Annotated in this window: 27 protein-coding genes and 2 pseudogenes; 11 read left to right on the forward strand and 18 right to left on the reverse strand. The window is 50.7% G+C overall.

Annotation, left to right across the window (positions count from 1 at the left end; genetic code table 11):
* The 13 genes from H9625_RS03565 to H9625_RS03625 are packed head-to-tail and all read right to left on the reverse strand — an operon-like array spanning position 1 to position 10,706.
* The gene (locus H9625_RS03565; RefSeq protein ID WP_005801773.1) at positions 1–504 is read right to left on the reverse strand and encodes a DUF3872 domain-containing protein; all 504 of its coding nucleotides are present in this window, start codon (positions 502–504) and stop codon (positions 1–3) included.
* 32 nt (positions 505–536) lie between these two features.
* A complete protein-coding gene (locus H9625_RS03570; protein WP_168044569.1) occupies positions 537–1,415 on the reverse strand; it encodes a toprim domain-containing protein in 879 nt (292 codons plus the stop codon).
* Between the two features lie 6 nt (positions 1,416–1,421).
* Complete coding sequence (locus H9625_RS03575; RefSeq protein WP_168044570.1) at positions 1,422–1,994, reverse strand: conjugal transfer protein TraO; 573 nt, start codon at positions 1,992–1,994, stop codon at positions 1,422–1,424.
* Positions 1,995–1,996: 2 nt separating this feature from the next.
* Entirely contained in the window at positions 1,997–2,968 is a 972-nt protein-coding gene (gene traN, locus H9625_RS03580) for a conjugative transposon protein TraN (RefSeq protein ID WP_032944397.1), read from the reverse strand.
* Positions 2,969–2,988: 20 nt separating this feature from the next.
* Positions 2,989–4,281 carry a conjugative transposon protein TraM gene (gene traM, locus H9625_RS03585; protein ID WP_168044571.1) on the reverse strand — a complete coding sequence of 431 codons (1,293 nt, stop codon included), beginning with the start codon at positions 4,279–4,281 and terminating at the stop codon, positions 2,989–2,991.
* 4 nt (positions 4,282–4,285) lie between these two features.
* Positions 4,286–4,579: a TraL conjugative transposon family protein gene (locus H9625_RS03590; protein WP_071149221.1), complete on the reverse strand. Its 294-nt coding sequence runs from the start codon at positions 4,577–4,579 to the stop codon at positions 4,286–4,288.
* Between the two features lie 12 nt (positions 4,580–4,591).
* Positions 4,592–5,215 carry a conjugative transposon protein TraK gene (traK, locus tag H9625_RS03595; RefSeq protein WP_029426967.1) on the reverse strand — a complete coding sequence of 208 codons (624 nt, stop codon included), beginning with the start codon at positions 5,213–5,215 and terminating at the stop codon, positions 4,592–4,594.
* 20 nt (positions 5,216–5,235) lie between these two features.
* On the reverse strand, positions 5,236–6,240 hold the full coding sequence (traJ, locus tag H9625_RS03600; RefSeq protein ID WP_032944415.1) for a conjugative transposon protein TraJ: 1,005 nt from the start codon (positions 6,238–6,240) through the stop codon (positions 5,236–5,238).
* Between the two features lie 18 nt (positions 6,241–6,258).
* The gene (locus H9625_RS03605) at positions 6,259–6,891 is read right to left on the reverse strand and encodes a DUF4141 domain-containing protein (RefSeq protein WP_055172651.1); all 633 of its coding nucleotides are present in this window, start codon (positions 6,889–6,891) and stop codon (positions 6,259–6,261) included.
* A 40-nt stretch (positions 6,892–6,931) separates the two neighbouring features.
* A complete protein-coding gene (locus tag H9625_RS03610) occupies positions 6,932–7,546 on the reverse strand; it encodes a hypothetical protein (protein ID WP_032944423.1) in 615 nt (204 codons plus the stop codon).
* Between the two features lie 33 nt (positions 7,547–7,579).
* Positions 7,580–10,078 (reverse strand): TraG family conjugative transposon ATPase, encoded by a 2,499-nt coding sequence (locus H9625_RS03615; RefSeq protein WP_032944426.1) that lies wholly within the window; start codon positions 10,076–10,078, stop codon positions 7,580–7,582.
* Positions 10,075–10,407: a DUF4133 domain-containing protein gene (locus H9625_RS03620; RefSeq protein ID WP_005801790.1), complete on the reverse strand. Its 333-nt coding sequence runs from the start codon at positions 10,405–10,407 to the stop codon at positions 10,075–10,077. Before H9625_RS03620 ends, H9625_RS03615 begins: the two co-directional genes overlap by 4 nt.
* A 2-nt stretch (positions 10,408–10,409) precedes the next feature.
* A complete protein-coding gene (locus H9625_RS03625) occupies positions 10,410–10,706 on the reverse strand; it encodes a DUF4134 domain-containing protein (RefSeq protein ID WP_005801791.1) in 297 nt (98 codons plus the stop codon).
* 367 nt (positions 10,707–11,073) lie between these two features.
* Between H9625_RS03625 and H9625_RS03630 the strand changes: the two genes are divergently transcribed.
* Together H9625_RS03630 and H9625_RS03635 are read left to right on the forward strand one after the other, a co-directional pair.
* Positions 11,074–11,655 carry an SLOG family protein gene (locus H9625_RS03630; protein ID WP_071149225.1) on the forward strand — a complete coding sequence of 194 codons (582 nt, stop codon included), beginning with the start codon at positions 11,074–11,076 and terminating at the stop codon, positions 11,653–11,655.
* Between the two features lie 13 nt (positions 11,656–11,668).
* Positions 11,669–11,974 (forward strand): hypothetical protein, encoded by a 306-nt coding sequence (locus tag H9625_RS03635; protein WP_071149226.1) that lies wholly within the window; start codon positions 11,669–11,671, stop codon positions 11,972–11,974.
* A gap of 163 nt (positions 11,975–12,137) precedes the next feature.
* Here H9625_RS03635 and H9625_RS03640 read toward each other — a convergent pair whose 3' ends face one another.
* From H9625_RS03640 to H9625_RS03655, 4 genes are read right to left on the reverse strand one after another with little or no spacing between them, the layout of a single operon-like run.
* Positions 12,138–12,893, reverse strand: a complete 756-nt coding sequence (locus H9625_RS03640; RefSeq protein ID WP_071149423.1) for a DUF4122 family protein — start codon at positions 12,891–12,893, stop codon at positions 12,138–12,140.
* Between the two features lie 2 nt (positions 12,894–12,895).
* Complete coding sequence (locus tag H9625_RS03645; RefSeq protein WP_071149227.1) at positions 12,896–13,351, reverse strand: DUF3408 domain-containing protein; 456 nt, start codon at positions 13,349–13,351, stop codon at positions 12,896–12,898.
* 2 nt (positions 13,352–13,353) lie between these two features.
* Positions 13,354–13,791: a DUF3408 domain-containing protein gene (locus H9625_RS03650; RefSeq protein WP_071149228.1), complete on the reverse strand. Its 438-nt coding sequence runs from the start codon at positions 13,789–13,791 to the stop codon at positions 13,354–13,356.
* Complete coding sequence (locus H9625_RS03655) at positions 13,788–14,555, reverse strand: ParA family protein (RefSeq protein WP_071149229.1); 768 nt, start codon at positions 14,553–14,555, stop codon at positions 13,788–13,790. The genes H9625_RS03650 and H9625_RS03655 overlap by 4 nt, the downstream gene beginning before the upstream one ends.
* Before the next feature lie 126 nt (positions 14,556–14,681).
* Between H9625_RS03655 and H9625_RS17895 the strand changes: the two genes are divergently transcribed.
* The 9 genes and pseudogenes from H9625_RS17895 to H9625_RS03695 form a co-directional block, all read left to right on the forward strand.
* On the forward strand, positions 14,682–14,813 hold the full coding sequence (locus tag H9625_RS17895) for a hypothetical protein (RefSeq protein ID WP_262640236.1): 132 nt from the start codon (positions 14,682–14,684) through the stop codon (positions 14,811–14,813).
* A gap of 415 nt (positions 14,814–15,228) precedes the next feature.
* Positions 15,229–15,699 (forward strand): conjugal transfer protein MobA, encoded by a 471-nt coding sequence (mobA, locus tag H9625_RS03660; RefSeq protein ID WP_017141823.1) that lies wholly within the window; start codon positions 15,229–15,231, stop codon positions 15,697–15,699.
* Positions 15,689–16,942: a conjugal transfer protein MobB gene (gene mobB, locus H9625_RS03665; protein WP_148329413.1), complete on the forward strand. Its 1,254-nt coding sequence runs from the start codon at positions 15,689–15,691 to the stop codon at positions 16,940–16,942. The genes mobA and mobB overlap by 11 nt, the downstream gene beginning before the upstream one ends.
* 34 nt (positions 16,943–16,976) lie before the next feature.
* On the forward strand, positions 16,977–19,010 hold the full coding sequence (mobC, locus tag H9625_RS03670) for a conjugal transfer protein MobC (protein WP_148329414.1): 2,034 nt from the start codon (positions 16,977–16,979) through the stop codon (positions 19,008–19,010).
* Entirely contained in the window at positions 18,997–19,278 is a 282-nt protein-coding gene (locus tag H9625_RS03675) for a hypothetical protein (RefSeq protein ID WP_191763014.1), read from the forward strand. The genes mobC and H9625_RS03675 overlap by 14 nt, the downstream gene beginning before the upstream one ends.
* A complete protein-coding gene (locus tag H9625_RS03680) occupies positions 19,238–19,495 on the forward strand; it encodes a hypothetical protein (protein ID WP_005801804.1) in 258 nt (85 codons plus the stop codon). The genes H9625_RS03675 and H9625_RS03680 overlap by 41 nt, the downstream gene beginning before the upstream one ends.
* A 22-nt stretch (positions 19,496–19,517) precedes the next feature.
* Positions 19,518–19,757, forward strand: coding sequence for a DUF6926 domain-containing protein (locus H9625_RS03685; protein WP_394354913.1), 240 nt, complete (start codon positions 19,518–19,520; stop codon positions 19,755–19,757).
* A gap of 12 nt (positions 19,758–19,769) precedes the next feature.
* Positions 19,770–20,267, forward strand: a complete 498-nt coding sequence (locus H9625_RS03690; protein WP_118328070.1) for a hypothetical protein — start codon at positions 19,770–19,772, stop codon at positions 20,265–20,267.
* A gap of 12 nt (positions 20,268–20,279) precedes the next feature.
* Positions 20,280–20,558: pseudogene (locus tag H9625_RS03695) on the forward strand (DUF4120 family protein); the annotation flags it as partial.
* An 88-nt stretch (positions 20,559–20,646) separates the two neighbouring features.
* On the opposite strand, the pseudogene H9625_RS03700 reads toward H9625_RS03695, so the two are convergent.
* Positions 20,647–21,270: pseudogene (locus H9625_RS03700) on the reverse strand (IS66 family transposase); the annotation flags it as partial.
* Positions 21,271–21,348: the final 78 nt, after the last annotated feature.

The following is a 21,348-nucleotide window of genomic DNA, read 5'->3' on the forward strand; positions in this document are numbered from 1 at the left end:
TCATTGTGATACGATGACGACAGGCAGTTCCTTGCCGCCGGAAGTAACCACGGTATCCTCGTCCTCCGTCTCGTTGTTGAAATCAAAGGTCAGTTGGAAAAGCTGTGCCGGCTCGCTGTTATCCTCAAAATAGATGTCGATACTCTGCTGGTCTTCACACTCTGAGGTGTAATAAAGACGGAACACCTCCCTGTCCAGAGGATAACGGTCGTTGGGCAGCAGCACCATCCCGTCATCCATGCGCAGTTTGCCTTCGCCGTCCGGCTGGAAATAGCGGATGGTATAGCGGGCGTCGGAGAACCGTCCTTCCCGTTTCAGTTCACAGCGTATTTCCACGGTCTCGCCTTTCACGATACGCTTGGGTACAGGCATCGTCTCCACAGTAAAGGGATAGGACTGCTGCACGTCAAGGTCATCGCTGCACGAGGTCAATATACTGAAGGTCATGCCCATCAGGGCGCATACAAGGGCAAACAGCCCTTTCTTGTTCATAATCGGTTTCATATTCATTTCTTGTTTTAACGGTTTATAAAAAATTACTGTTCAGGCGGAAAATTGCTTTCCAGATATTCGTTCAGGTCCTTGCATCCGGCATACAGGTCGGAACAGTCGTCAATCCTGTCACCGTAGCGTTTCCGAAGGACGGCCAGTGTCCTTTTTCCGGCATCGTCATTGTCCAGGTAGCACCGGATCCTCCCGTAATTGTCCAGAAAAGGGAACGAACGTTCAAGCAGGGTCACCGAATTGAGGACCAGATAATCCTCACCGCGGCTGATGCCGAGTACCTTCCATGAAAGAAAGTCGATAAAGCCCTCAAAAAGGTTGCAGGTAAGCGATCTGTTGCGGATGACGGAGATGTCCTTGGGCGGCAGGCACCATTTCATGAACCTGGTCCGCAGCTCATAGCCTCCGCCCATGTTCCTGAAGCCGACGGCGAAATACCGCTTGCCGTACAGCCAGAACCGTACTTCCTCGCACTCTGCACGGGCAATTTCCGCAGGTATGCCGCGTCCCTTCAGATAGTCGAGCAGGGCATTACAGCGCAAGGGACCGCAAACCACCTCCTCGAAGCGGGAAGGCTCTTTGCGCTTTTCTGTCCTGACACTTTCCTTTTCTCTTTTCTGTCCGGCATATTCGGGGACTGTTCCTCCATATACTCCGGCGATGAACCTCGCCTGCGCCATGAAGCCGTCGCTTCCTGAAAGTTCCCCCGCAAGGGTGAAGATGTCGCCTCCATGCCCGGTGCCGAAGTCATGCCATACGCCCTTACGGGTGTTCACATGGAACGAAGGTGTCCTTTCCTCACGGCACGGGGAGAGATACCAGCATTCGTCGCCATGCCGTCTGACCGGCTCCTGTCCCAGACGGGACAGGAATTCCTCAATGGGAATGCCTCTTATCATCTCTATATCCATAGGCGTCTAATTGATGATGAAACGGACTCCAAGCCCGAACTGTGTCGTGAACTTTCCCAGAGAACTGCCCCATAGCACTCGTTCGCGCACATGGGCAAGCAGCACGATACGGTCCGTCACATAGCTTTCCAACTCCAGCGTCAGGGCTCCGCCATAGACGAAGGCATCCCGGTAGGAAAGCATGGAACCGTCATACAGAACCTTTTCTCCCCAGTTCAAGGTCTCATATCCCACCAGGGCGGAACCGCCAACAGAAAGGAAGAATATCTTCGCCGGGTCGGACAGGAACTTCAAGTAGTAGCCACCCTCCGCAGTAAACTGGGCCCGTGGGACGGAAGTCCCGCGATAACCGTAGTTCTTCAGCAGGTATTCCACACCAGCCACCCAATGGTTGGCCCTTTTCGTATATCCCGAAAGGGCAAAGCCCGTGTACCAGTCAACCGGTGATTTCAGGTTTCCGGCAAAGCCTCCCCTGAGTTCCACACCCTTCATTCCGGGAAGGTAACGCTGGGCGTATGCCTGCCCCGATGACAGGGCAAGCGATACGCATACGGCAAAAAGGAACAGATACTTCTTCATGGTCATTTCACTTTAAGTTCATTGATCACCCTCGCTCTCACGATGTCCTCACTCTCCACGGTGAAGGTCTGGTGACGGCCTCCGCTCTTCTCGTGCATCTCCACCACCAGCATCTTGTCGGCGGGAATGGTGAACTTGTCAAAGACAAAGACAGTACGCTCATCCTTCTTTCCGGCGACAGCCGTGGCATAGTTGTAGGCACGCAGTGGAAATATCACCTGCTCTTGGATGGCCGTGCGCTTGAGTACCTTCTTGTCTACGATCTTGAACGTCACGAAATCCACCTCATAAGGCACGTTCGACGTGTTCTTCACCTGGGTATGGAAATAAAGCAGCCCGTTATGGGTATAGAGTCCGCGCAGCAGGTACTGGATGCCGAACGCCTTGCTCCCGATATGCTTGATATGACGTCTGTTATCCTTGTGGATGGCCTTGGATATAAGGTGTACCAGCTTGGGCGACTCGCTGCCGAGTTCCTTCAGGTAGATGTCAAGGGCATTGTTCGGGCGGTTCACCTCGCTGCCGTCATGAACAAAATCGGCCATCTCGATGTTGAGCAGCAGAGGCTCATCGGCATACTTCACATTGAAGGTGTAGAAACTTCCGCTTTCGGTAATCACCGACATGTTGGTCTCCTCACGGAAGTTCTTTCTGGTAGCCTTTACCCTGATTACATTCTCTGAACCGTCCGCCTTGCCCGCAATCAGATTCGGAGAACCGAGATCCACGTAACGGACAGCCGAGGGAAAGATGATATGGGTCGTCTTGTCATACGTCACTTCCAGACCGTAAGGCGGAATCATCCGATCAAAGGTGAGCTTTCTGGACAGCCCGTGATAGAGGTCGCCGTCCTCCTGCTGCGGATAGATATCCGCCTTCAGGGTCAAATCATTTACGGCCGTGGTATCAGCCGACTGTGCATGTGCACTTGCAACGCCGCCTGCGAGGGCAAGCATCAAAAGAATCTTTTTCATGTCTTTACTGTTTTAATGGGTTATTGATTGTTGTTCTGATAAAGCATCAGTCCGTAGCCTGATTTGAGGTGTACCTTCTCCTCGCGCATCTTTTTGGAGATGTACTGCGACACGCCCTGTATGGCCCCTCGTCCAAGCTCGGAGAGAAGCTGGTCACCTGCCGACTGGTTGGTGATGGAGATGGTCGTGCCGAGATTCTGTCCCATGTTGGCGGCCACTTCCCTTACCGCATTCGCTTCCGTCGAACCGGGAATGAATATCCCGTCCTGTCCGTCACTGTCCAGCACGGTCAGTTCCACGGGAATGACATTGCCGTCATATTCGACCTGCAGGATTTCAATGCCAAGCCGCTCGCCCTGGATACGTCCCTCACCGGTCAGCAGGGTATTGCGGGGAAGCACATATCTTCCCACACGCATGGCCTCCAGCAGCCTGAGACGCACGCTTTGTCCGCTGATAATGGTCTGGTCGCCATGCACGCAGGCCCGTATGGTATTCCTCGCCATCTGTGTCCCGGCACTGCCCACAGCCGTATGGAAGCCGATATCAGCACCGGAAAGCAGTCTCGCGAACTGTACCGAATCGGTAAGAGGCTGAGGAAGGGACGACACGACCGGAGAGGACACCAGCCCGACGGGAACGGCTTTCGCCTTCCTCTCCCTTGAGGGACTTTCCGTCTCCTGACTGTCCGCTGTTCCCGTGCTGCCGCCCGAAGGCATATATTTGGCGGCAAGTTCATAGGACTTCTCCAGCAGAGCCACCTGTTCCTCGTAGCTCGGTCCGGCCGTCTGCGCTGCGGCAGCCTGTCTGAGCTGTTCCACCTCTGCTTTCAGGGCTTCCTTTTCCGGGTCTTCCTCAGGACTCTCGTAAAAACTGCCGAGAGTGGCGTTGATGTCGTTGTAGGCCGAGGCTGAAGAGGCGAAGGCTCCCGTCCTGCCGTTTCCTCCTGAATGGTACGCACGGCTTTCATTTTCACTTGCAATGTCCTGCGCCGGTTCTGTTTCCGGGATATTATCCTGTCTGTGTCCATCGGTCAGGGCGGAGAAGTCGGCCAGCGTACGCTTCTTCTCCTCCTGCCGGCGAACCATGTCCGCCTGCTCATAGGCAGCCATCTTGTCCGCCTCTATACCCGTACCTTTCGGATCGGGAAGTTCGGCATTGAAGCCTGTCTTCCTTTCCGCCTCCTGCCTGTCTTTTTCGGACGGGGCGAAAATTAACCACATGCACCCGAGGAACAGCAGGAACATGCCTGTGAAAACCAGATATTTCCTGATTTTCTGCTTCTGTTTCAATTTTTCTGCATCTGTACTCATAATCTTACTTGTTGAACTGGTTAAAAAACTCTTCCATCTCACGGACTTTCATATCGGAGAGGGTATCCGCAGGCACAAAGTCGGGAACCTCAAGCGGGGTTATCCTGATGATGTCCTGCCGGGCATCCTCCCGTCCGATGTCATAAATCGCACGGAAAATCATGTAGAAATTCACCAGCGCGAAAAGGGAAACCATCACGATGATGGCGATTGCCCTCTGACGGGGTGTGAGTCTGTCACAAAGGCCGCGCAGCCTGCCCCCGATACATTCCTTGAACTTTACATACATTTTTCTCATACATACATTGTTTTATCTGTCATACATTCTGATATCCCTGTTCTCCAGTACATGGAACCCTTCCAGGATGAACCCGTGCGGATTGTTGTCACTGCGGGTGGAATTCCGCAACCTGCCATGCGTGACAAGGCTGCGTTCCGTCACGCTCTTCTCACGGATGATGAAAAGGCGTGCGTATGTCATGACATCATACGGATAGGTGTTGAAGTCGCATTTCACGCTGTCTATCTCGATACGCTGGCTGACATTGCCCGAAATTATTCTATTGTAATAACCCTGTTCGGCCAGATCCCCGTAATGGGAATAGGCGGAACGGTCACTCAGGAACATGGCACGCTGCACGTTCCCCTCGATGGCACTCTTGTCAGGGGCCAGCGTGAAGAACAGCTCATGGAAACGTCTGACATGTTCCCTTGCCTCTACGGGACGGTTCTGCTCCAGGTCCTGCGAGAGGGCGAGCATGAGCGACTTCCCCTCATCCAGCACATAGATCTTCTGGCGCTGGGCTTCGGCAAAACTGTATGCCTTCCACACGGAATAGCCCACAAGCAGGGTGCAGACACCCAGATAGACTATTCCGAACAGGCGCAGATGCCGGAAGCTGGTCTCGATATTTTTCAATGATTTGAATTCCATTCTTATTCGTTTTATGATTGTTACTTGATTAGTCTTCCGGCCACATTTCCTACAGTAGCACCTGCGGCACCGCCCACAATGGAGCCTGTCTTGGAAGCAGCCTGATTCACGTTCTTGCCGTAATTTCCTGCACCTCCACCGGCCTGAACAATCCAGTTGGCCACGGTCGGAATCGTGAAATACCCGATGATGCCGATAATCAGGAACGTGATGTACACGGCATTGGAACTGTCCGGAATGAAGTTGGGGTCGGACAGCTGCTCGATGTCCCTCTGAAGCATCAGGGTCTGTATGCGTGCCAGCACGCTGCTGAAAAGATCAGAGACGGGCAGCCACAGATAGATGCTGATATAGCGGACAAACCATTGGCTCAGCGAGGCCTGAAAGCCGTCCCAGCACGAAATGGCAAAGGAAATCGGTCCGAGAATGGAAAGGACAATCAGGAAGAATGTCCTTAGCGTGTCCACTACAAGCGCGGCCGCATTGAACATCAGTTCCAGCAGCTCACGGAAAAAATTCTGCACGGACTTCTTCATGTTGTACATGGCACGGTCCACATACATACCGCAAGCCTCGATAGCGTCCAGAGCTCCCAGTTCATCCAGTTTGTTGTCAAAAGCCTCCTTGTCCACCAGGTAGGCCGTCTCGGGATTCCTCCGCATCGCCTCAATCTCCAGCTTGTCCTTCTGCTGCCGATACTCATTCATGTCAAAGGTCTGCGTCTCCAGAATCCTGTGCGTTCCGGTCACGACGGGTGACAAAATGCTGTTGAGCGTACCCAGCACGATGGTCGGAAAAAACATGATGCAGATACCCAGAGCAAACGGACGCAGCAAAGGGAACACGTCAATAGGTTCGGCCCTGGCCAGCGACTGCCAGACACGGTACGCCACATAAAAGAGGGCTCCCAATCCGGCAAGGCCCTTGGCCACGCCGGTCATCTGCGAACAGAGCGGCATCATGTCCGTGTACAGACTTTGCAGGATCTGGTGCAGATTGTCAAAATTCACAGCCAACAATACCATAAGCAATCCTCCTTGAAATTACCAGTAACGTTCGTTGGGTGAACCGTACAGAGCCATCACACGGTCAAGATCATTCTGTTTCTTGGCACGCAGGTACGACACGCCGATGTTCTTGTTGGTATAGTACTGCACCAGACTGCGGTATTGCAGCATGTCGGTATAACAGCGGTCGATGATGTCCATACGTTCCTTGTCGTTCATCGAAAGGCCGTTCTCGTTGACCACCGTCTTCAGGTCCGTCAGCAGATTGGCACTCTCCTCCAGCAGCTTCGTGTAGCCGAGGGCGATAGCACTCAGTTCCTCAGGGGTGAAATAAGGGTCACTGAGCATACGCTCATAACTGGTCACATAGATTTCCGTGATGTCGCCGACCATCAGGATGGTCTGCTGCACCTTGCGGGCATCGCGTACCAGATTCTTCACTTTCCTAAGGCCGTCATAATACTCCTTGCCCTGCTTGTAAATCTTGACCGTCTCCTGAAAATTGTTGAGCATGTTGCCAGCCGTCGAGGACGTGTGGACGATATTCTTGGCGGCATTGATGATGCCCTGGGCAAGATTCCCGGGATCGGTCACTACCCATTGGGCGTGTGCCCTGCCTGCCGAAAGGAGGCAGATACAGCATAAGGCTGTCAGAATTCTTTTCTTCATGTCGTTAATCTTTAATGGTTGATAAATCTTTTCCGTTAGTTCAGAGTCCCATCTTGCGGCCTTTCGGCTTAGGACGGACGGTGATGTGCGGTTTCCTCCGCAGTGTTGTTTCCGAGGAGACCGTGCGGGCAGGCCTGATATTCCTGAAGAACTCGTCCGCATAAGGACGTCTGCCGGTCATCCTGACAAATCGGGCATCCAGTTCCCGGTAAGCCTTCTCCGCCTGTTTCCGTATCACATCCTCCGGACTGCTCCTGTCAATGCCGTATTTCACGAGAAAATCCGGGCGGATATGTATCGGGTCATGTACGGAACCCGGCGAGGCGGCAATACTGCCCAGCCTCTCCAGTTCCCCGTTCAGCTTGTCAAGGTATTCAGCCGGAGGACGGGGACATACACTTTCAAAAATCTTCTCCACCGCGTGTGTCAGTCTTGCATCCACCTCCAGAATGTCGGGTACTTCCCCCGTCTGCCTCTTCCGCAGGTATTCGTCAGGAGCCATCCCTTCAAGCTGATGGAACAGACGGTAATCCTCCGTGAGCCCGTAATAGTCCTGTATGGAAAGAGGAATATTCCAGCCCTGCATCAGGGACCAGTAGAGAGATGACACGACCTCACGGCGTTTGCTTTCATTAGATTCCAGATCGCTATACATAAATTCAGAAGTTTAATGGGTTGATAAATGATTTCACTTTTTCCTCTTGCTCTCGGCCAGCTGCTTGATTGCCAGCTCGATATTGCCACCCAGCTTCCGGGTAAGCCGCATTACTTCAAGCTTTTCCGTCTCCTCGGTCGTGTAGGTGCAGTACTCTTCCGGCGAGACCTCGGTGGCATAGACCGCCGACTGTGTTCCGCCGAGACCTATCCACACTTCCTTGTACTTGCGGGACGGGCTGTTGGCCATGTTGATGGAGAGAATCTGAGCACGTTCCTTGTCGGTCAGGCCCAGCAGGGACTGGATTTCATCGAACTTGTTGACATACTTCCTCTGGTCCAACAAAATCTTGCAGTCGCTGTTGTTGATGATGGTTCCCTTGACGATGGGTGACGAAATGATGTCTTCCACCTCCTGGGTAACGACAACAGCCTCTCCGAAAAACTTTCGGACGGTCTTGAAAAGGTAGCGGATATAGTTGCTCATATTGGCGGATGCCAATGCCTTCCAACATTCCTCAATAAGTATCATCTTTCGGATACCTTTCAACTTTCGCATCTTGCTGATGAAAGTTTCCATGATGATGATGGTGACAATCGGAAGCAGCACCTTGTTGTCACGAATATTGTCCAGCTCGAAGACAATGAAGCGTTTGCCAAGCAAATCAAGCTGTCTGTCGGAATTCAACAGGAAGTCATACTCGCCACCCTTGTAATAAGGTTCCAGCACATTCAGGAATCCCCACACGTCAAAATCCTTCTCCCGTGTACGCTTGGTCTTCAGGATTTCCTGAAATTCGTCTCGGATGAACTCATAGAAGGTATTGAAGGACGGAACCACGGTACTGTCCGTGCGTATCTTCTCCAGAAAGAGATTGACCGCGTTGGAGAGTGCCACCTCCTCGGCACGTGTCGGCGGCTCGTCGTCACGTTTCCACAGGGTAAGGATAAGCGTCTTGATGGACTCCTTCTTTTCGATGTCAAACACACCGTCCTCCACGTAGAAAGGATTGAAGGCTATCGGATCGCTCTCCTCATAGGTGAAATAGATGCCGTCCTCGCCATGCGTGCGTGCATGGATAAGGCTGCACAGTCCCTGATAGGAATTTCCCGTGTCCACCAGCAGCACATGCGCTCCCTGTTCATAATACTGGCGCACCATGTGGTTGGTGAAAAAAGACTTTCCGCTGCCCGAAGGTCCGAGGATGAACTTGTTGCGGTTGGTAATCGTACCGTTCTTCATCGGAAGGTCGGAAATGTCCAGATGGACAGGCTTTCCGGTCAGACGGTCCACCATGCGGATGCCGAACGGCGAGAGTGAATCCTTGTAGGACGTTTCCCCGATGAACAGGCACAGGGCCTGCTCGATGAAGGTGTAGAAGCTTTCCTCTGACGGGAAATCACCGGCATTGCCGGGAATGGCCGCCCAGAAGAGTGTCGGCACATCGACCGTGTTCTGACGGGGCTTGGCCTCCATCAGGGCAATCTGACTGCCCACGTCGTTCTTGATACGCTTCAGCTTCTCCCGGTCGTCACTCCATGCAAAGACGTTGCAGTGCGCACGGATGGAAGTGAGCCCCTTGCTGTGCGCCTCGTTCAGGTACTCCTCAATCCATTCACGGTTGATCTGGTTGGAGCGGCTGTAACGGGACAGCGAGTGCATGTTGCGGGCGGTCTGCTCAAATTTCCTCAGGTTTTCCGCCGAATCGTCTATGAAGAGATACTGGTTCACGATATGGTTGCACGTGAGCAGTATCCCTATCGGTGCGGCAAAGGACAGGCGGCAGTCGCTGCGGTCCGTGGACAGCCGTTCATAACGGCTGTCCGTACCCACGGATGACGGCAGGTCTTCCGTTTCGGAGAGGGTATGCAGGCAGAGCAGGTTGTCGCCGACCTTCATTTCCCCGGCTCCGAGAGTGATGTCCTGCAGGCTGGTCGTATTTTCCTGCGAAAGCGAAAAATACTTTTCGATAATGCCCGCGGAGGTTTCCGTACCGGTAATCTCTTCGTCCGTCAGCCTGACCATGCGGAGCAGACCGCTGTCGTTCACGATACGCTCGAACTGCCCGCAGCATTCCAGGAAGCGTGCAACGGTATCCTTGTCCTGCATCTCCTTGGGGATGATAAACCCGCGCGTGAGGGCATTGAAACTGCTTGTCGTGCGGCTGTGTTCCTTAGTGGTCTTAGTCAGGAACAGATAGCAGGTATGGTTCAGGTACGGCCGTTCGTTGAAATGCCTTTCAAAGCTTCGGCTGAGGAAACTCAGGTCATCCCGGCAGATGTCAGGTCTGTAACTCTCCTCGATGAAGATATCCTGCTTGTGGACAATGCTGTAGTTCGGCAGAACCCGGACAGCCTTCGCCCATGTGGAATGGAGGGCCTCGTACTCGGCGCGTGTCAGCGTAAACACTTCGGGCAGCTCCACCCTGTAGGCCACGGTGATGTCGGCATCCTTGCTGATGATGCACCCGTGCTCGACGGCCATCAGAGGAAACCGGCTTTCCAGTGTGGCGGCTTTCATTACATTTCTCATACATTACGTTTTTTCGGGGTTGGACAAATCAACCGGAGGAAACCCTTCCGGCTGATGATGTAGCGGGGATGGCGGCGCAGCGCCTGCAATTTCATCAGTCCCCATTCACCATATTTCGCGTTCAGGCGGAAAGTCACCCAGACAAGCACCGAAGCGCAGATGACACCGAAGCCGATACATACCCACTGGTCGATGCCTGCCATGTACATGATGACAAACAGGACGAACAGGGCGAGCAGTCCGCCGGCGAAGATGAACAGGTACTGGCTTTTCAGCCCCTTGAACTCAGGGCTGCGGCCGATTCCCTTGTTGATAGGATACTCCGCCATAATCAGAGGAAGAATGAACGTAAGATGGTGGCGGCTACGATTAAAAAGATGCAGGCACCGAACCAGCTGGCTGCCGTCTTGGAGGTGTCGGGATCTCCCGAGGAAAACTTGGAATAGACCTTCACGCCTCCGATAAGGCCGACCACGGCTCCGATGGCATAAATCAGTTTGGTTCCCGGATCGAAATAGGAAGTGACCATGTTGGTGGCTTCAGTGATACCGCCGATACCATTACCCTGGGCGAAAGCCCCTGTCGTTGCAAGCAGCATCATGGCTGCAAAAAAGAATCTTTTTTTCATGTGTCGAAACTTTTAATTGGTGAGACAAAAAAATGATTTCGACCACGAATATATAACGCTTAATCCATTGATTTACAACACTGACGATGCGTGACATCGGGTGTCATTACGTTACATCGGCAGGGGGATTTCGGCAAAGGAAAAACACTGGGAAAACGTCCTTTGATTCTTCCGGCAAAGGTAGCCCGTGCCTTTACGGAATCTGCAAGGCAGGCCGTTCCGGTTGCCCGGGAGAAAATCATCCTCGCTGCGCTTGCGGTATTTTCTCCCGACAAGCCTTGCAGTATCCAGGCACGGGACAGAAAAGCCTGCAAGAAATCAAACTCCGGCATATACCGGACACATGTAGAACAAAAAACAGAACATCATGAAACAGGAAGAAAAAAAGGTAGCGGCATTCACGGGACACCGGAAGCAAAGACTGATGCAGGAAAACAAGGACTACCGGAACTTCAGCGGACAAATCAGGGGAAAGGTCATAACTATGATAAAAAACCTCTATGAAGAAGGTTTCAGAGAATTTTATTCGGGCATGGCAGAAGGGTTCGACATGATAGCGGCTGAAGCTGTCCTGCAACTGAAAGAACAATATGAGGATATGACACTGGCGGCTGCTATCCCTTTCAGAGCCCAAGCCGAATGGTTTGACCCGCAAGACCAGCTGCTTTACAGGGAACTGCTTAAGAAGGCTGACCGGGTAGTGATGCTTTCAGAAAAATATTACAGGGGATGTTACCTGCGCCGTGACACCTATATGGTCAGCAGGGCTTCAATGGTAATAGCATATTGGGACAACGTGTGCAACGGAGGTACATACCATACCGTGAAAAAGGCCGTGGAAACTGGACGGGAAGTCATCAATCTGTTTACTGGAGAAGTGATAACGGACATAACTGCATTGCAAAACAATCATGAACCAAATAAACCGAATATAAAATGGACAGATTAAAAGATAGGAACTTATGAAATCAAAGGAACAGATTAAAATCCCTGACCATACAGGGAAAAGAGAAACACGATTACTCGCTTTTGTATGGAACTGCGGTTTTTTCAGCAGAGACGTTTCTGATGAGAAAATCATTGAGATGTGGAGGAAATCCCCCGCCAGAAGTCTGGATGATCCTGAAGACGAGACATTCTACGATGTGGAATGTCTGACACCCGATGAACTGGCTGGACGAATCAATGACGAGTCTTTCGCGCATACGGAGGATTACGTACGTTTCATCAATGTCAGTCCCGACCTTTTGTACCCGGATAGGAAATAGGATATCCACCGTCTCATATCGCATACCCCCACTTCCCCCTAAATATTAAAAAGGGAAAGCAGGGGTATGAAACTAAAGTTATCCTGTATGTATCACTCTTTCAGATTCAACCAGAATCTCCTTCATCTGACCGTTTCAGGATGGCCACGTTTGAACTTCCTGATCACGCATACTTGTCTATATCGAAAGGCTCATCTTCCTTACTGCCTTTTCTTCCTGATACACCCCTCCGGTTTCCCAGATACTTGTCAAGCAAACCGTTCACCTTCTCCAGATTGCTCAGCTTGTCGGTCAGGAAAGCCAGTATCTCCGTTTCACTCAGTTTGTAATGGATGGTTCTTGCGGCACGCAGGGCTTTCTGTTCGTCAACAATCCCGGAAGTAAGTACTTCCGCTACGTTGTTTATTTCCTCGATTGTCAATGCCGTGTTGAAATCCGGGTCGGGTTCGGCATCTACGGGAGCCATCAGTTCCTCACGCTCTTCTTCTGTCAGTCCTTTGTTTTCCTGCTCCACATCATCAGAACCGATATCCTCGTCTTCCTCCAATGGAATTTTCTCCATCGGCTCGGAACGGGTTGGAGTCATCCTTGCAACTTTCGGGTCTTCCAGATAGATGACCTTTGTCTTGCCTATCACATCATCGTCATCCGAAGAAGAGGACGGAACAGCCGTTTCGGTTTTTCCTTTGGACTTATCCGTTTCCGGCTTTCTGCGCCTTGCCTTTCTGCGGGCACGACGTTCCGCCTCTTCCTTGCGTTGTCTGCGGTATCTCCACACTCTGACACGGGCAATCCGCATCAGCCTTAAAATGAGGTCCCATATTCCGTACATATGTCTGTGGAAAATAAATGTCCACAAATGGCACAATATATAGACAGCACATACTGCCTTTACGGTAAAATAAACTATCGCAGTCATAATTATAAAGGTTTGGTGATACATTCCGTGTACAGCTTTGACATCTCATGCTCGTACTTCTTCAAATGTTCATCTATAATCCTGTTTACAAAACCGGAAATGGGCACCTCAGGAGCGGTAACTGCCAGAAAACGCTTGATATGGGAGTGATTTTCCTTGTTGATATAGACTTGTATCCGATTTCCAACAGGATAGTTTACCAGATAGATGGATTTATAGAAACCGCTTTCCGGAGACCTGGAAGCAGATATGTCTTTCAGTATCTCAAACGTAATCTCGGATGTATCGTCATCCCTGTTGTCAGTTTTTGTCATGTCTGCCGTTTCACCAGAAACGTCGCGGACATCCTTTCCTCTTTTCCTGCCCTTGAACAGCCTACGGAAAATAAACAATGACAATCTGTAAGCAGTGTAAATGCAGCAACAGGCAACGATGGCCTGAAAAATAATCTGTGTCATAATCAAAATGGTTTTAATGGTTTATAATACTCTTTGTTATACAATTCGTTGATTTCGTCCCAGTGTTTCTGCAGATGGTCCACAAGGATATTGCTGATAAAGCCGGATATGCTCATCTCCGGAGCGATGACAGGCAGTACCCGTTTGATGCACTCGGCCACTTCACGGTTGATATACACATGGGAACGGTTTGACGCGGGTATATTGACCAGAAACCTTTCCCGGTATCCGCAGGATTCATCCTTTTTCCTTTTGGGCTTCTCCACGGAGGGCTTTTCCGCTGGAGTATCTGCCGGTACGGTTGAGGCGGGGCTTTTCGCTTCCTGATGTTCCACAGGCTTTTCTTTCGGGGCGAGGCTGTCCTTGCCGAAAACAGGTATGTCGCCGACAATGATTTCCTTCAGGACATCTTCGTCCACCTCTACGATTTTCTTTTTCATGACTGTCCGAGTTTAAGTTTGACCATAAGCTCTTCCGCAAGTTCCACCAGCCCGCTGCCTTCCAGTTGTCTGGCCGGAGGCGGCAGCAGCGTGCAACGGAAAAAGGCACGCTTGGCATGGGTAATCTCCTTTTCATAACGGCACAGGTCAGGAAGCGTGCTGTCGAGGACTGTCAGATGCAGCTCCCTCATGACTTCCGAATATGACTTGAGAATCTCCACATTGGTACGTTTTTTCAACTTGTTCCAGAAAAAGAAGATGTCCTTGAGCAACGGGGTATTTTCCATCTTCTTGATATGGTCAAGCACGGTCGTGGCAAAGGACAGTGTACTCTGCATCACAATCAGGTCCGGAACGGTGGGAGTAAGCACGTAGTCCATATTGACAATCGTTCGGAATACCCCGGTGGATTCTACCGTTCCGGGAAGATCCACGAAAATAAGGTCATAATCCCCGCTTGCCGCAATCGCATCAGCCGCTTCCCTTGCCTTTTCAGCGGTGGAGCCTACAATGGGATAAGCCTTTTTCTGCACTTGGTTCCACTGCTGTTTGATCAGTTGCCGGTAATAGGCGCTGTTGGAAACAGCCTTTTTGTCACGCTCCCTCATACGTACGAGACTGTGTTGGGGAGAGTCACAGTCAACGATAGCCACGTTCAGTCCCTTCTCGAAATGGAAGTAACTGGCAAGCACTACGGACAGGGCCGATTTCCCGACCCCTCCTTTCTGGTTGCTAATCGCAACGAACAAAGTTTCTTTACTCATAAGTCTTTCTTTTTAATTGTTATTGAATAAATACCGGTGTCATCCACTAATCCGTGAATCCGCAGACGTTTCTTTCCAACCATCCGAATCCGCATCCATTAACGGTATCATCCAGTGTCATAACCTTTGATGCTACTGTTACCGCATCTTTCCGACATCGCTTCCATCCGCGGTCTGTCTGTTGGTCATGACAATCCGTCAACGGTCCCGTCCGATATTGCTTCCATCATCCCAACCGTTACCGGAATCATCGGATAACATGACCATTATTCCGCTATCAGAAGGCCGGTTGCAACCGTCCGCACTGCAAATAAAAGGGGATTTTCCCGAATGATCACCATCATCCGGAGACGGTGACGACCCTTGTCACCGTATGACATCTTGTTACATATAATCCACTGTTTTACAGATAAATATACCGCTGTAACTTTGCCACCAACAACGGAATGGATACCGGATGGAGCTATCCCGAAGCCGAAGAATGAGGCTGAAGGTCAAAACTCAATTTGACTTCAGGCAAATTCATGTTCAAGCGAACATAGCAAGTTGTGTTTTGGGCAGCCCGAAATGATTCGGGCATCCCAAAACAAACTTGCCACTCGCCTGAAGGCTCGGGAGGGATTTCCTCCAAAGTCGGAAATCCATGACGTAAAATCAGAAACAGAAAATCTCAATGCGTATGGAAGAAAACAGTAAAAGAAGAACAAGAAGAAGCACGGGCAGAAAACCGAAGACCGACCCGGCAGTATTCCGCTACGGTATCAAACTGACTTCGGAAGAGAACGGAAATTTCGAGCTGCTGTTTGAAAAATCCGGGATGAAACAACGGGCAAGATTCATCAAGGCGATGATTTTCGGACGTGAAATGAAGGTCGTCAGAATCGACAAGGCTGCGATGGACTACTATATCAGACTTACAAATTTCTATCACCAGTTCCAGGCCATTGGCAACAACTACAACCAGACTGTTAAGGCAGTCAAGTCCAATTTCGGCGAGAAACGGGCGTTCGCCCTGCTCCGCAATCTGGAAAAGGCCACCATCGACCTGGTGGTGCTGAGCAAGCGGATCATCATGCTTACCCGGGAGTTCGAGGAGGAATACCTTATAAAAAGAAAGAAGGAGGAACAGCAGAATGGTGGCTAAGATCAACAGGGGTGTATCACTCTACGGGGCGGTCATCTACAACCAGCGTAAAGTGGATGAGGCAACCGCCCGTATCATCGCGGGCAACCGCATGATTACCGACCTCACCGGAAATCCCCACAATGTCATGCAGCAGACGCTATGGGCTTTCGAGAGCTACCTCGCCGCCAACAGGAACACGGAGAAGCCGGTGCTGCATATCTCCCTGAACCCATCGGCGGACGACCGCCTCACGGACGGGCAGTTCGCGGAACTGGCACGCGAGTACATGCGGAAAATGGGCTACAGCGACCAGCCCTACATCGTCTATCTGCACGAGGACATCGGCCGCAGGCATGTCCATATTGTCTCCACCTGCGTGAAGGAGAACGGCGAGAAAATCAGTGACGCATACGAATGGAATCGTTCGATGAAAGCCTGCCGGGAACTGGAAAACAGATTCGGACTCAAGCCTGTGGCTGACAAGCGGAACGAACTGCTGGAACCGTATCTCAAGAAGGCGGACTACCGGGACGGGGACGTGAAACGTCAGGTCGGCAATATCCTCAAAAGTGTGTTCACCGCCTACCGCTTCCAGACATTCGGGGAGTTCAGTGCCATGCTCTCATGCTTCAACATCGAGGCCAAACAGGTTCGGGGAGAATTTGAAGGCTCACCCTACAACGGTATCGTATATACCCTGACGGACGATGCGGGCGGGCCGGTATGCACGCCCATCAAGTCTTCGCTCATCGGCAAGCGCTTCGGCTACGAAGGGATAGAAAAAAGGATTGCCGTCAATGTCCGAGATTTCAGAAACCGGAAGTGGCAGCCGAAAATCCATGATGCCGTCACGCTGGCCAGGCACGGCTGCCGAGGAAACCGGGAAGATTTCATCCGGCTGCTCGGGGAAAAGGGCATTGACGTGGTGTTCAGGGAAAACGAGGAAGGCCGTATCTACGGCGTGACCTTCATAGACCACAGAAACCGTGAGGTATATAACGGTTCCCGTCTGGGCAAGGAGTTTTCCGCCAACGCCTTCGAACAGCTTTTTAACAGGCCGCAGGAATTTCCGGAGCCGGAATCCACCGGACAATATACCTCCACACGGGAGAGCCTTTCCGACAACATGGAAAGCGCCATCGAGCAGGCTTTCGGAATATTCAGTCCCGACATCAACGGGCCGGACCCACAGGAGGAGGCACTCGCCCGCAGACTACAACGCAAGAAAAAGAAGAAACGCCGTTCACGCGGCATATCCTGATTGTCAATTACCAACCATCAAAATTTTTACAGTTATGCAACAAGAAGATGATTTGAGAGGACTGGCCAAGGTCATGGAGTTCATGCGTGCCATTTCCATCGTGTTTATTGTAATCCATGTCTACTGGTTCTGCTACAGCGCATTCGTGGGCATGGGTATCAACATCGGAGTCGTGGACAGGATTCTGCTGAACTTCCAGAGGACGGCAGGACTGTTCAGCAACCTGCTTGTGACGAAAGTGTTCGCCTTCATATTCCTGGGACTTTCGTGTCTGGGTACGAAAGGTGTCAAGAACCAGAAGATGACGTGGCGGAAAATATACGCCGCCTTCCTCGGCGGCATCGTCCTATTCTTCATGAACTGGTGGATGCTTGACCTGCCGTTCAATACGACAGTGAACGCTACCGTATATACGCTGACGCTCACCATAGGCTACATTCTCCTGCTCATGTCGGGAATATGGATCAGCCGTATGCTGAAACACAACCTCATGGAAGACGTGTTCAACACCGCCAACGAAAGTTTCATGCAGGAAACAAGGCTTATGGAAAACGAGTATTCCGTCAACCTGCCCACGAAATTTGTCTATCAGGGCAAGGAATGGGACGGCTGGATCAATATCGTAAACCCGTTCCGAGCCTCTATCGTACTGGGAACACCGGGCTCCGGAAAGAGCTATGCCGTGGTGAACAACTACATCAAACAGCAAATCGAGAAATCCTTTGCCATGTATATCTATGACTACAAGTTTCCGGACCTCTCGGAGATAGCCTACAACCATCTGCTCAAGCACAGACAACATTACAAGGTCAAGCCGGAATTCTACGTCATCAATTTCGACGACCCTAGACGCAGCCACCGCTGCAATCCCATCAATCCAAGATTCATGGCGGACATATCGGATGCCTATGAGTCAGCTTACACGATAATGCTCAATTTGAACAAGACCTGGATACAGAAACAGGGTGATTTTTTCGTGGAGTCACCGATTATCCTGCTTGCCGCAATCATCTGGTATTTGCGGATTTACAAGGACGGAAAGTATTGCACGTTCCCTCATGCGATCGAATTTCTTAACAAGCCGTATGCCGATATCTTCACGATTCTTACCTCTTATCCGTCCCTCGAAAACTATCTTTCCCCCTTTATGGACGCATGGCAAGGTGGAGCTCAAGACCAGCTCCAGGGCCAGATAGCAAGTGCGAAAATCCCTCTTTCGCGAATGATCTCGCCACAGCTTTACTGGGTGATGACGGGAGACGATTTCACGCTGGATTTGAACAATCCCGAACACCCCAAAATCCTCTGCGTGGGCAATAATCCGGACAGGCAGAATATCTATTCGGCGGCTCTCGGCCTGTACAATTCGCGCATCGTCAAATTGGTGAACAAGAAAGGACAACTGAAAAGTTCCATCATCATCGACGAGCTTCCGACCATCTATTTCCGTGGTATCGACAACCTGATTGCGACCGCCCGAAGCAACAAGGTGGCCGTCTGTCTCGGCTTCCAGGACTTCTCGCAGCTTGCACGTGACTACGGCGACAAGGAGGCGAAGGTTATCCAGAACACGGTGGGCAATATCTTCAGCGGACAGGTGGTCGGAGAAACGGCAAAATCATTGTCGGAACGGTTCGGCAAGATTCTCCAGCAGCGGCAGTCCATATCCATCAACCGTCAGGACACTTCGACTTCCATCAACACGCAGCTTGATTCCCTGATACCCGCTTCCAAGATAGCCAATCTTTCGCAGGGTACATTCGTTGGCAGCGTGGCAGACAATTTCGGGGAAGAGATAGAGCAGAAGATTTTCCATGCCCGCATCATCGTGGACAGCGCGAAAGTGTCGGAAGAGATGAAAGCCTACAAGAAAATTCCTGTCATCAACGAGTTCAGGGACGCAGACGGAAACGACATCATGCAGCAACAGATTGACCGCAACTACTCGCAGATAAAGGCGGACGTGTTGCAGATAATAGAGGATGAGATAACACGCATAAAAAATGATCCGGAACTGAGACACCTCATCCCGCAGCAGGAGGAAGAAGAGAACAATGACGGAGAATAAAGGAAAAAGGAGACCGCTGTTTTATTTCCGCCTGCAAAGGTCGTCCCGTGCCCGCTGGATTGTGCAAGGCCGGGCCCCTCCGTGGTTTGCTGAAAAAATCATCCTCGCCGGGGGCTCCGGTATTTTTTCGCAAAGCCTTGCGCAATCCGGCACGGGACAGAAAGGCAGGCAAGAAATAAAATACCGGCTTGACAAGCCGCAGATGTCTAACTCAAAAAATGAAAAATATGAGCAGAAGCAACTTCACCCCGATGGAAAGATTCCATGAGATTCTAAACGGACACGGACTACAGGCCATGAACATAGGTACAAACCATATCCGTATCTTCAGGGACGGACGGAAAATGTTCGACTACTATCCGTTGAGGATGAAACTCTTCGACTACCACAACTGGTACCAGCTTACCTATCCATCCTTCGGCAATGGCGACGGAAAATGGGAACAGGAACTTCAGGAGATAATCGGCAGACTTTCCGCCGCATAAACGGTATGCTATGGCAGCGCACATGAAACAGACGGAATGGGACAACATTCCCGAATGGGCCATATATGCCCTGGAATACGGAACGGAAGAGGACGGCAGCCTGAACGAAGAGGAACGGGCTATGATTGATAAGTTTGTCGGCACACATTTCCCGAAAGGATACACGATGAGCGTGGACTGGGACGCCTGCAACGAGTTTGACCGCTATCCCGCATTTGGAGAGCCTTGCAAGACCTGCAAGGTTCTTTTTGTTTCACCATAAATACACAGAAAAATGAAAAGAATGACACTGAGCGAATATCTCGCTGTTCCCGAAAATTACCGGGGAGTATGGACTACCGAACGGTGGGACATTCCCGATTGGGAAAACTTGAGAAAAAGCCACATGGGAAAACGTACCCTGATGGTATATGACAGAGGCACGTGCCTGCTTGTCGAGGGGCTGAGTCTTGAAATCGTGGATGACAGTTCCTGGAAGAAGCCGGAGGAAATCAAGAAGGAAATCCGTGAAAAATATCAGGAGTACCGTAATGAAAAGGAACATGAACCGCATTTCCTCGAATGCGTCATACGCTGGAACGATACCTTGGAGACACTGGAAACAAGAATAGCCCTGGACATGGATTCCGATACGGAAATGGATGATGAAATCTTCTTCTACTGCGATACTCTGGACAGCCTGCTGTCGCTGGCTGACAAAAGCGGGGAAGATTTTGTCATAGCCGGATGTTTCGGATTCGGTGAATATGAAGAACTGTTACAGACAACATAAAAATGAATGAATATGATAATCAAATGTCAGGAACACTATAACAAGGTGGTGGAATACGCAAAAAGTATCGGAGACAATACCTTACAACAATGCATCGAACGATTGCAACAGTGGGAAAAGAACTCGAACGGGAAATATGAAATTGAACTCTACCGGGACTTCGCACCCCATTCGTTCGGATTCGCCGAAAGAACTCCCGACGGACGGACTGGAGTCGTCGGAGGGGTACTCTATCATGGCAGACCGGACGAATCATACGCCGTGATGCTCAATCCGTTCCATGGATGGAGCAGTAAGCATTCTATTTTCCGCTACGACAATTTTATCGGCTGTTTTTCAGCCGATAAAATAAAAATGTCCGCAAGAAAATATTTTTGTTTTAACATTCCGATTTATAAAAACATGGCAGAAGAGCCTTCTTGTCGCAGTCCTTACCATGAAGAATACATTCAAACAAGTGTTTCAGGTAATCCTGAGGATCTATATCGTTCAACTTACAGCTTTCTATCAGAGAGAAGATGAATGCCGAGTTTTCTGCGGCTGCCTCACTTCCTATATTCATGCAGTTCTTAAGTAGCAGCTTTACAGGTTTCATTCTTTGCTCACAGAGGTTGTTCGAGATTTCCGCAGAACCGTCCTTTAGTATATTTCTCAGGGATTTCCACTGGTTTAACGTATAGTTTACTGCCTTTCTCATCAGTTCGTTAGCCATAATCTTCGCATCCTGCATCATCATGACCACCTTATGATGGATACGTTCAAGAATAGGTCCTGTAAGTTTAAGTCTTTTTCCCTTTATCTGCTCACCGCTGAGTTTCATTGTGCGGAACAGGTCTTCATTCCTGAATAAATCACCGATAGAATCTATTATGTCCATCGCCGTCCTGTCTGATGGCAAAGCATCAACCCACAACCTCCTGCAGTGCGTCCAGCATCCTATATGAAGCACCTTTGAGCCTTCTCCGTCATACATTCTGTAAACCGTATATCCGTCTGTAGATATACCTCAAATCCGCAACCTATAGGGTTTAGTGGGATTTTGCTTGCAAAGCGACAAAATTCATTTTATTGTACATATTTC

Source organism: Phocaeicola intestinalis (assembly GCF_014837065.1).
GTDB classification, from domain to species: domain Bacteria; phylum Bacteroidota; class Bacteroidia; order Bacteroidales; family Bacteroidaceae; genus Phocaeicola; species Phocaeicola intestinalis.

Bases quoted from the DNA above. Each gene is read 5' to 3' on its own strand.
- traJ (WP_032944415.1), bottom strand. From the start codon at position 6,240: ATGGTATTGTTGGCTGTGAATTTTGACAATCTGCACCAGATCCTGCAA.
- H9625_RS03610 (WP_032944423.1), bottom strand. From the start codon at position 7,546: ATGTATAGCGATCTGGAATCTAATGAAAGCAAACGCCGTGAGGTCGTG.
- H9625_RS03690 (WP_118328070.1), top strand. From the start codon at position 19,770: ATGAAAAGAATGACACTGAGCGAATATCTCGCTGTTCCCGAAAATTAC.
- H9625_RS03625 (WP_005801791.1), bottom strand. From the start codon at position 10,706: ATGAAAAAAAGATTCTTTTTTGCAGCCATGATGCTGCTTGCAACGACA.
- H9625_RS03675 (WP_191763014.1), top strand. From the start codon at position 18,997: ATGACGGAGAATAAAGGAAAAAGGAGACCGCTGTTTTATTTCCGCCTG.
- H9625_RS03655 (WP_071149229.1), bottom strand. From the start codon at position 14,555: ATGAGTAAAGAAACTTTGTTCGTTGCGATTAGCAACCAGAAAGGAGGG.
- H9625_RS03685 (WP_394354913.1), top strand. From the start codon at position 19,518: ATGAAACAGACGGAATGGGACAACATTCCCGAATGGGCCATATATGCC.
- H9625_RS03590 (WP_071149221.1), bottom strand. From the start codon at position 4,579: ATGAGAAAAATGTATGTAAAGTTCAAGGAATGTATCGGGGGCAGGCTG.
- mobC (WP_148329414.1), top strand. From the start codon at position 16,977: ATGCAACAAGAAGATGATTTGAGAGGACTGGCCAAGGTCATGGAGTTC.
- H9625_RS03650 (WP_071149228.1), bottom strand. From the start codon at position 13,791: ATGAAAAAGAAAATCGTAGAGGTGGACGAAGATGTCCTGAAGGAAATC.
- H9625_RS03645 (WP_071149227.1), bottom strand. From the start codon at position 13,351: ATGACACAGATTATTTTTCAGGCCATCGTTGCCTGTTGCTGCATTTAC.
- traN (WP_032944397.1), bottom strand. From the start codon at position 2,968: ATGAAAAAGATTCTTTTGATGCTTGCCCTCGCAGGCGGCGTTGCAAGT.
- mobA (WP_017141823.1), top strand. From the start codon at position 15,229: ATGCGTATGGAAGAAAACAGTAAAAGAAGAACAAGAAGAAGCACGGGC.
- H9625_RS03575 (WP_168044570.1), bottom strand. From the start codon at position 1,994: ATGAAGAAGTATCTGTTCCTTTTTGCCGTATGCGTATCGCTTGCCCTG.
- H9625_RS03565 (WP_005801773.1), bottom strand. From the start codon at position 504: ATGAAACCGATTATGAACAAGAAAGGGCTGTTTGCCCTTGTATGCGCC.
- H9625_RS03570 (WP_168044569.1), bottom strand. From the start codon at position 1,415: ATGGATATAGAGATGATAAGAGGCATTCCCATTGAGGAATTCCTGTCC.
- H9625_RS03620 (WP_005801790.1), bottom strand. From the start codon at position 10,407: ATGGCGGAGTATCCTATCAACAAGGGAATCGGCCGCAGCCCTGAGTTC.
- traK (WP_029426967.1), bottom strand. From the start codon at position 5,215: ATGGAATTCAAATCATTGAAAAATATCGAGACCAGCTTCCGGCATCTG.
- mobB (WP_148329413.1), top strand. From the start codon at position 15,689: ATGGTGGCTAAGATCAACAGGGGTGTATCACTCTACGGGGCGGTCATC.
- H9625_RS03605 (WP_055172651.1), bottom strand. From the start codon at position 6,891: ATGAAGAAAAGAATTCTGACAGCCTTATGCTGTATCTGCCTCCTTTCG.
- H9625_RS03635 (WP_071149226.1), top strand. From the start codon at position 11,669: ATGAAATCAAAGGAACAGATTAAAATCCCTGACCATACAGGGAAAAGA.
- H9625_RS03680 (WP_005801804.1), top strand. From the start codon at position 19,238: ATGAGCAGAAGCAACTTCACCCCGATGGAAAGATTCCATGAGATTCTA.
- H9625_RS03615 (WP_032944426.1), bottom strand. From the start codon at position 10,078: ATGAGAAATGTAATGAAAGCCGCCACACTGGAAAGCCGGTTTCCTCTG.
- H9625_RS03640 (WP_071149423.1), bottom strand. From the start codon at position 12,893: ATGACTGCGATAGTTTATTTTACCGTAAAGGCAGTATGTGCTGTCTAT.
- traM (WP_168044571.1), bottom strand. From the start codon at position 4,281: ATGAGTACAGATGCAGAAAAATTGAAACAGAAGCAGAAAATCAGGAAA.
- H9625_RS03630 (WP_071149225.1), top strand. From the start codon at position 11,074: ATGAAACAGGAAGAAAAAAAGGTAGCGGCATTCACGGGACACCGGAAG.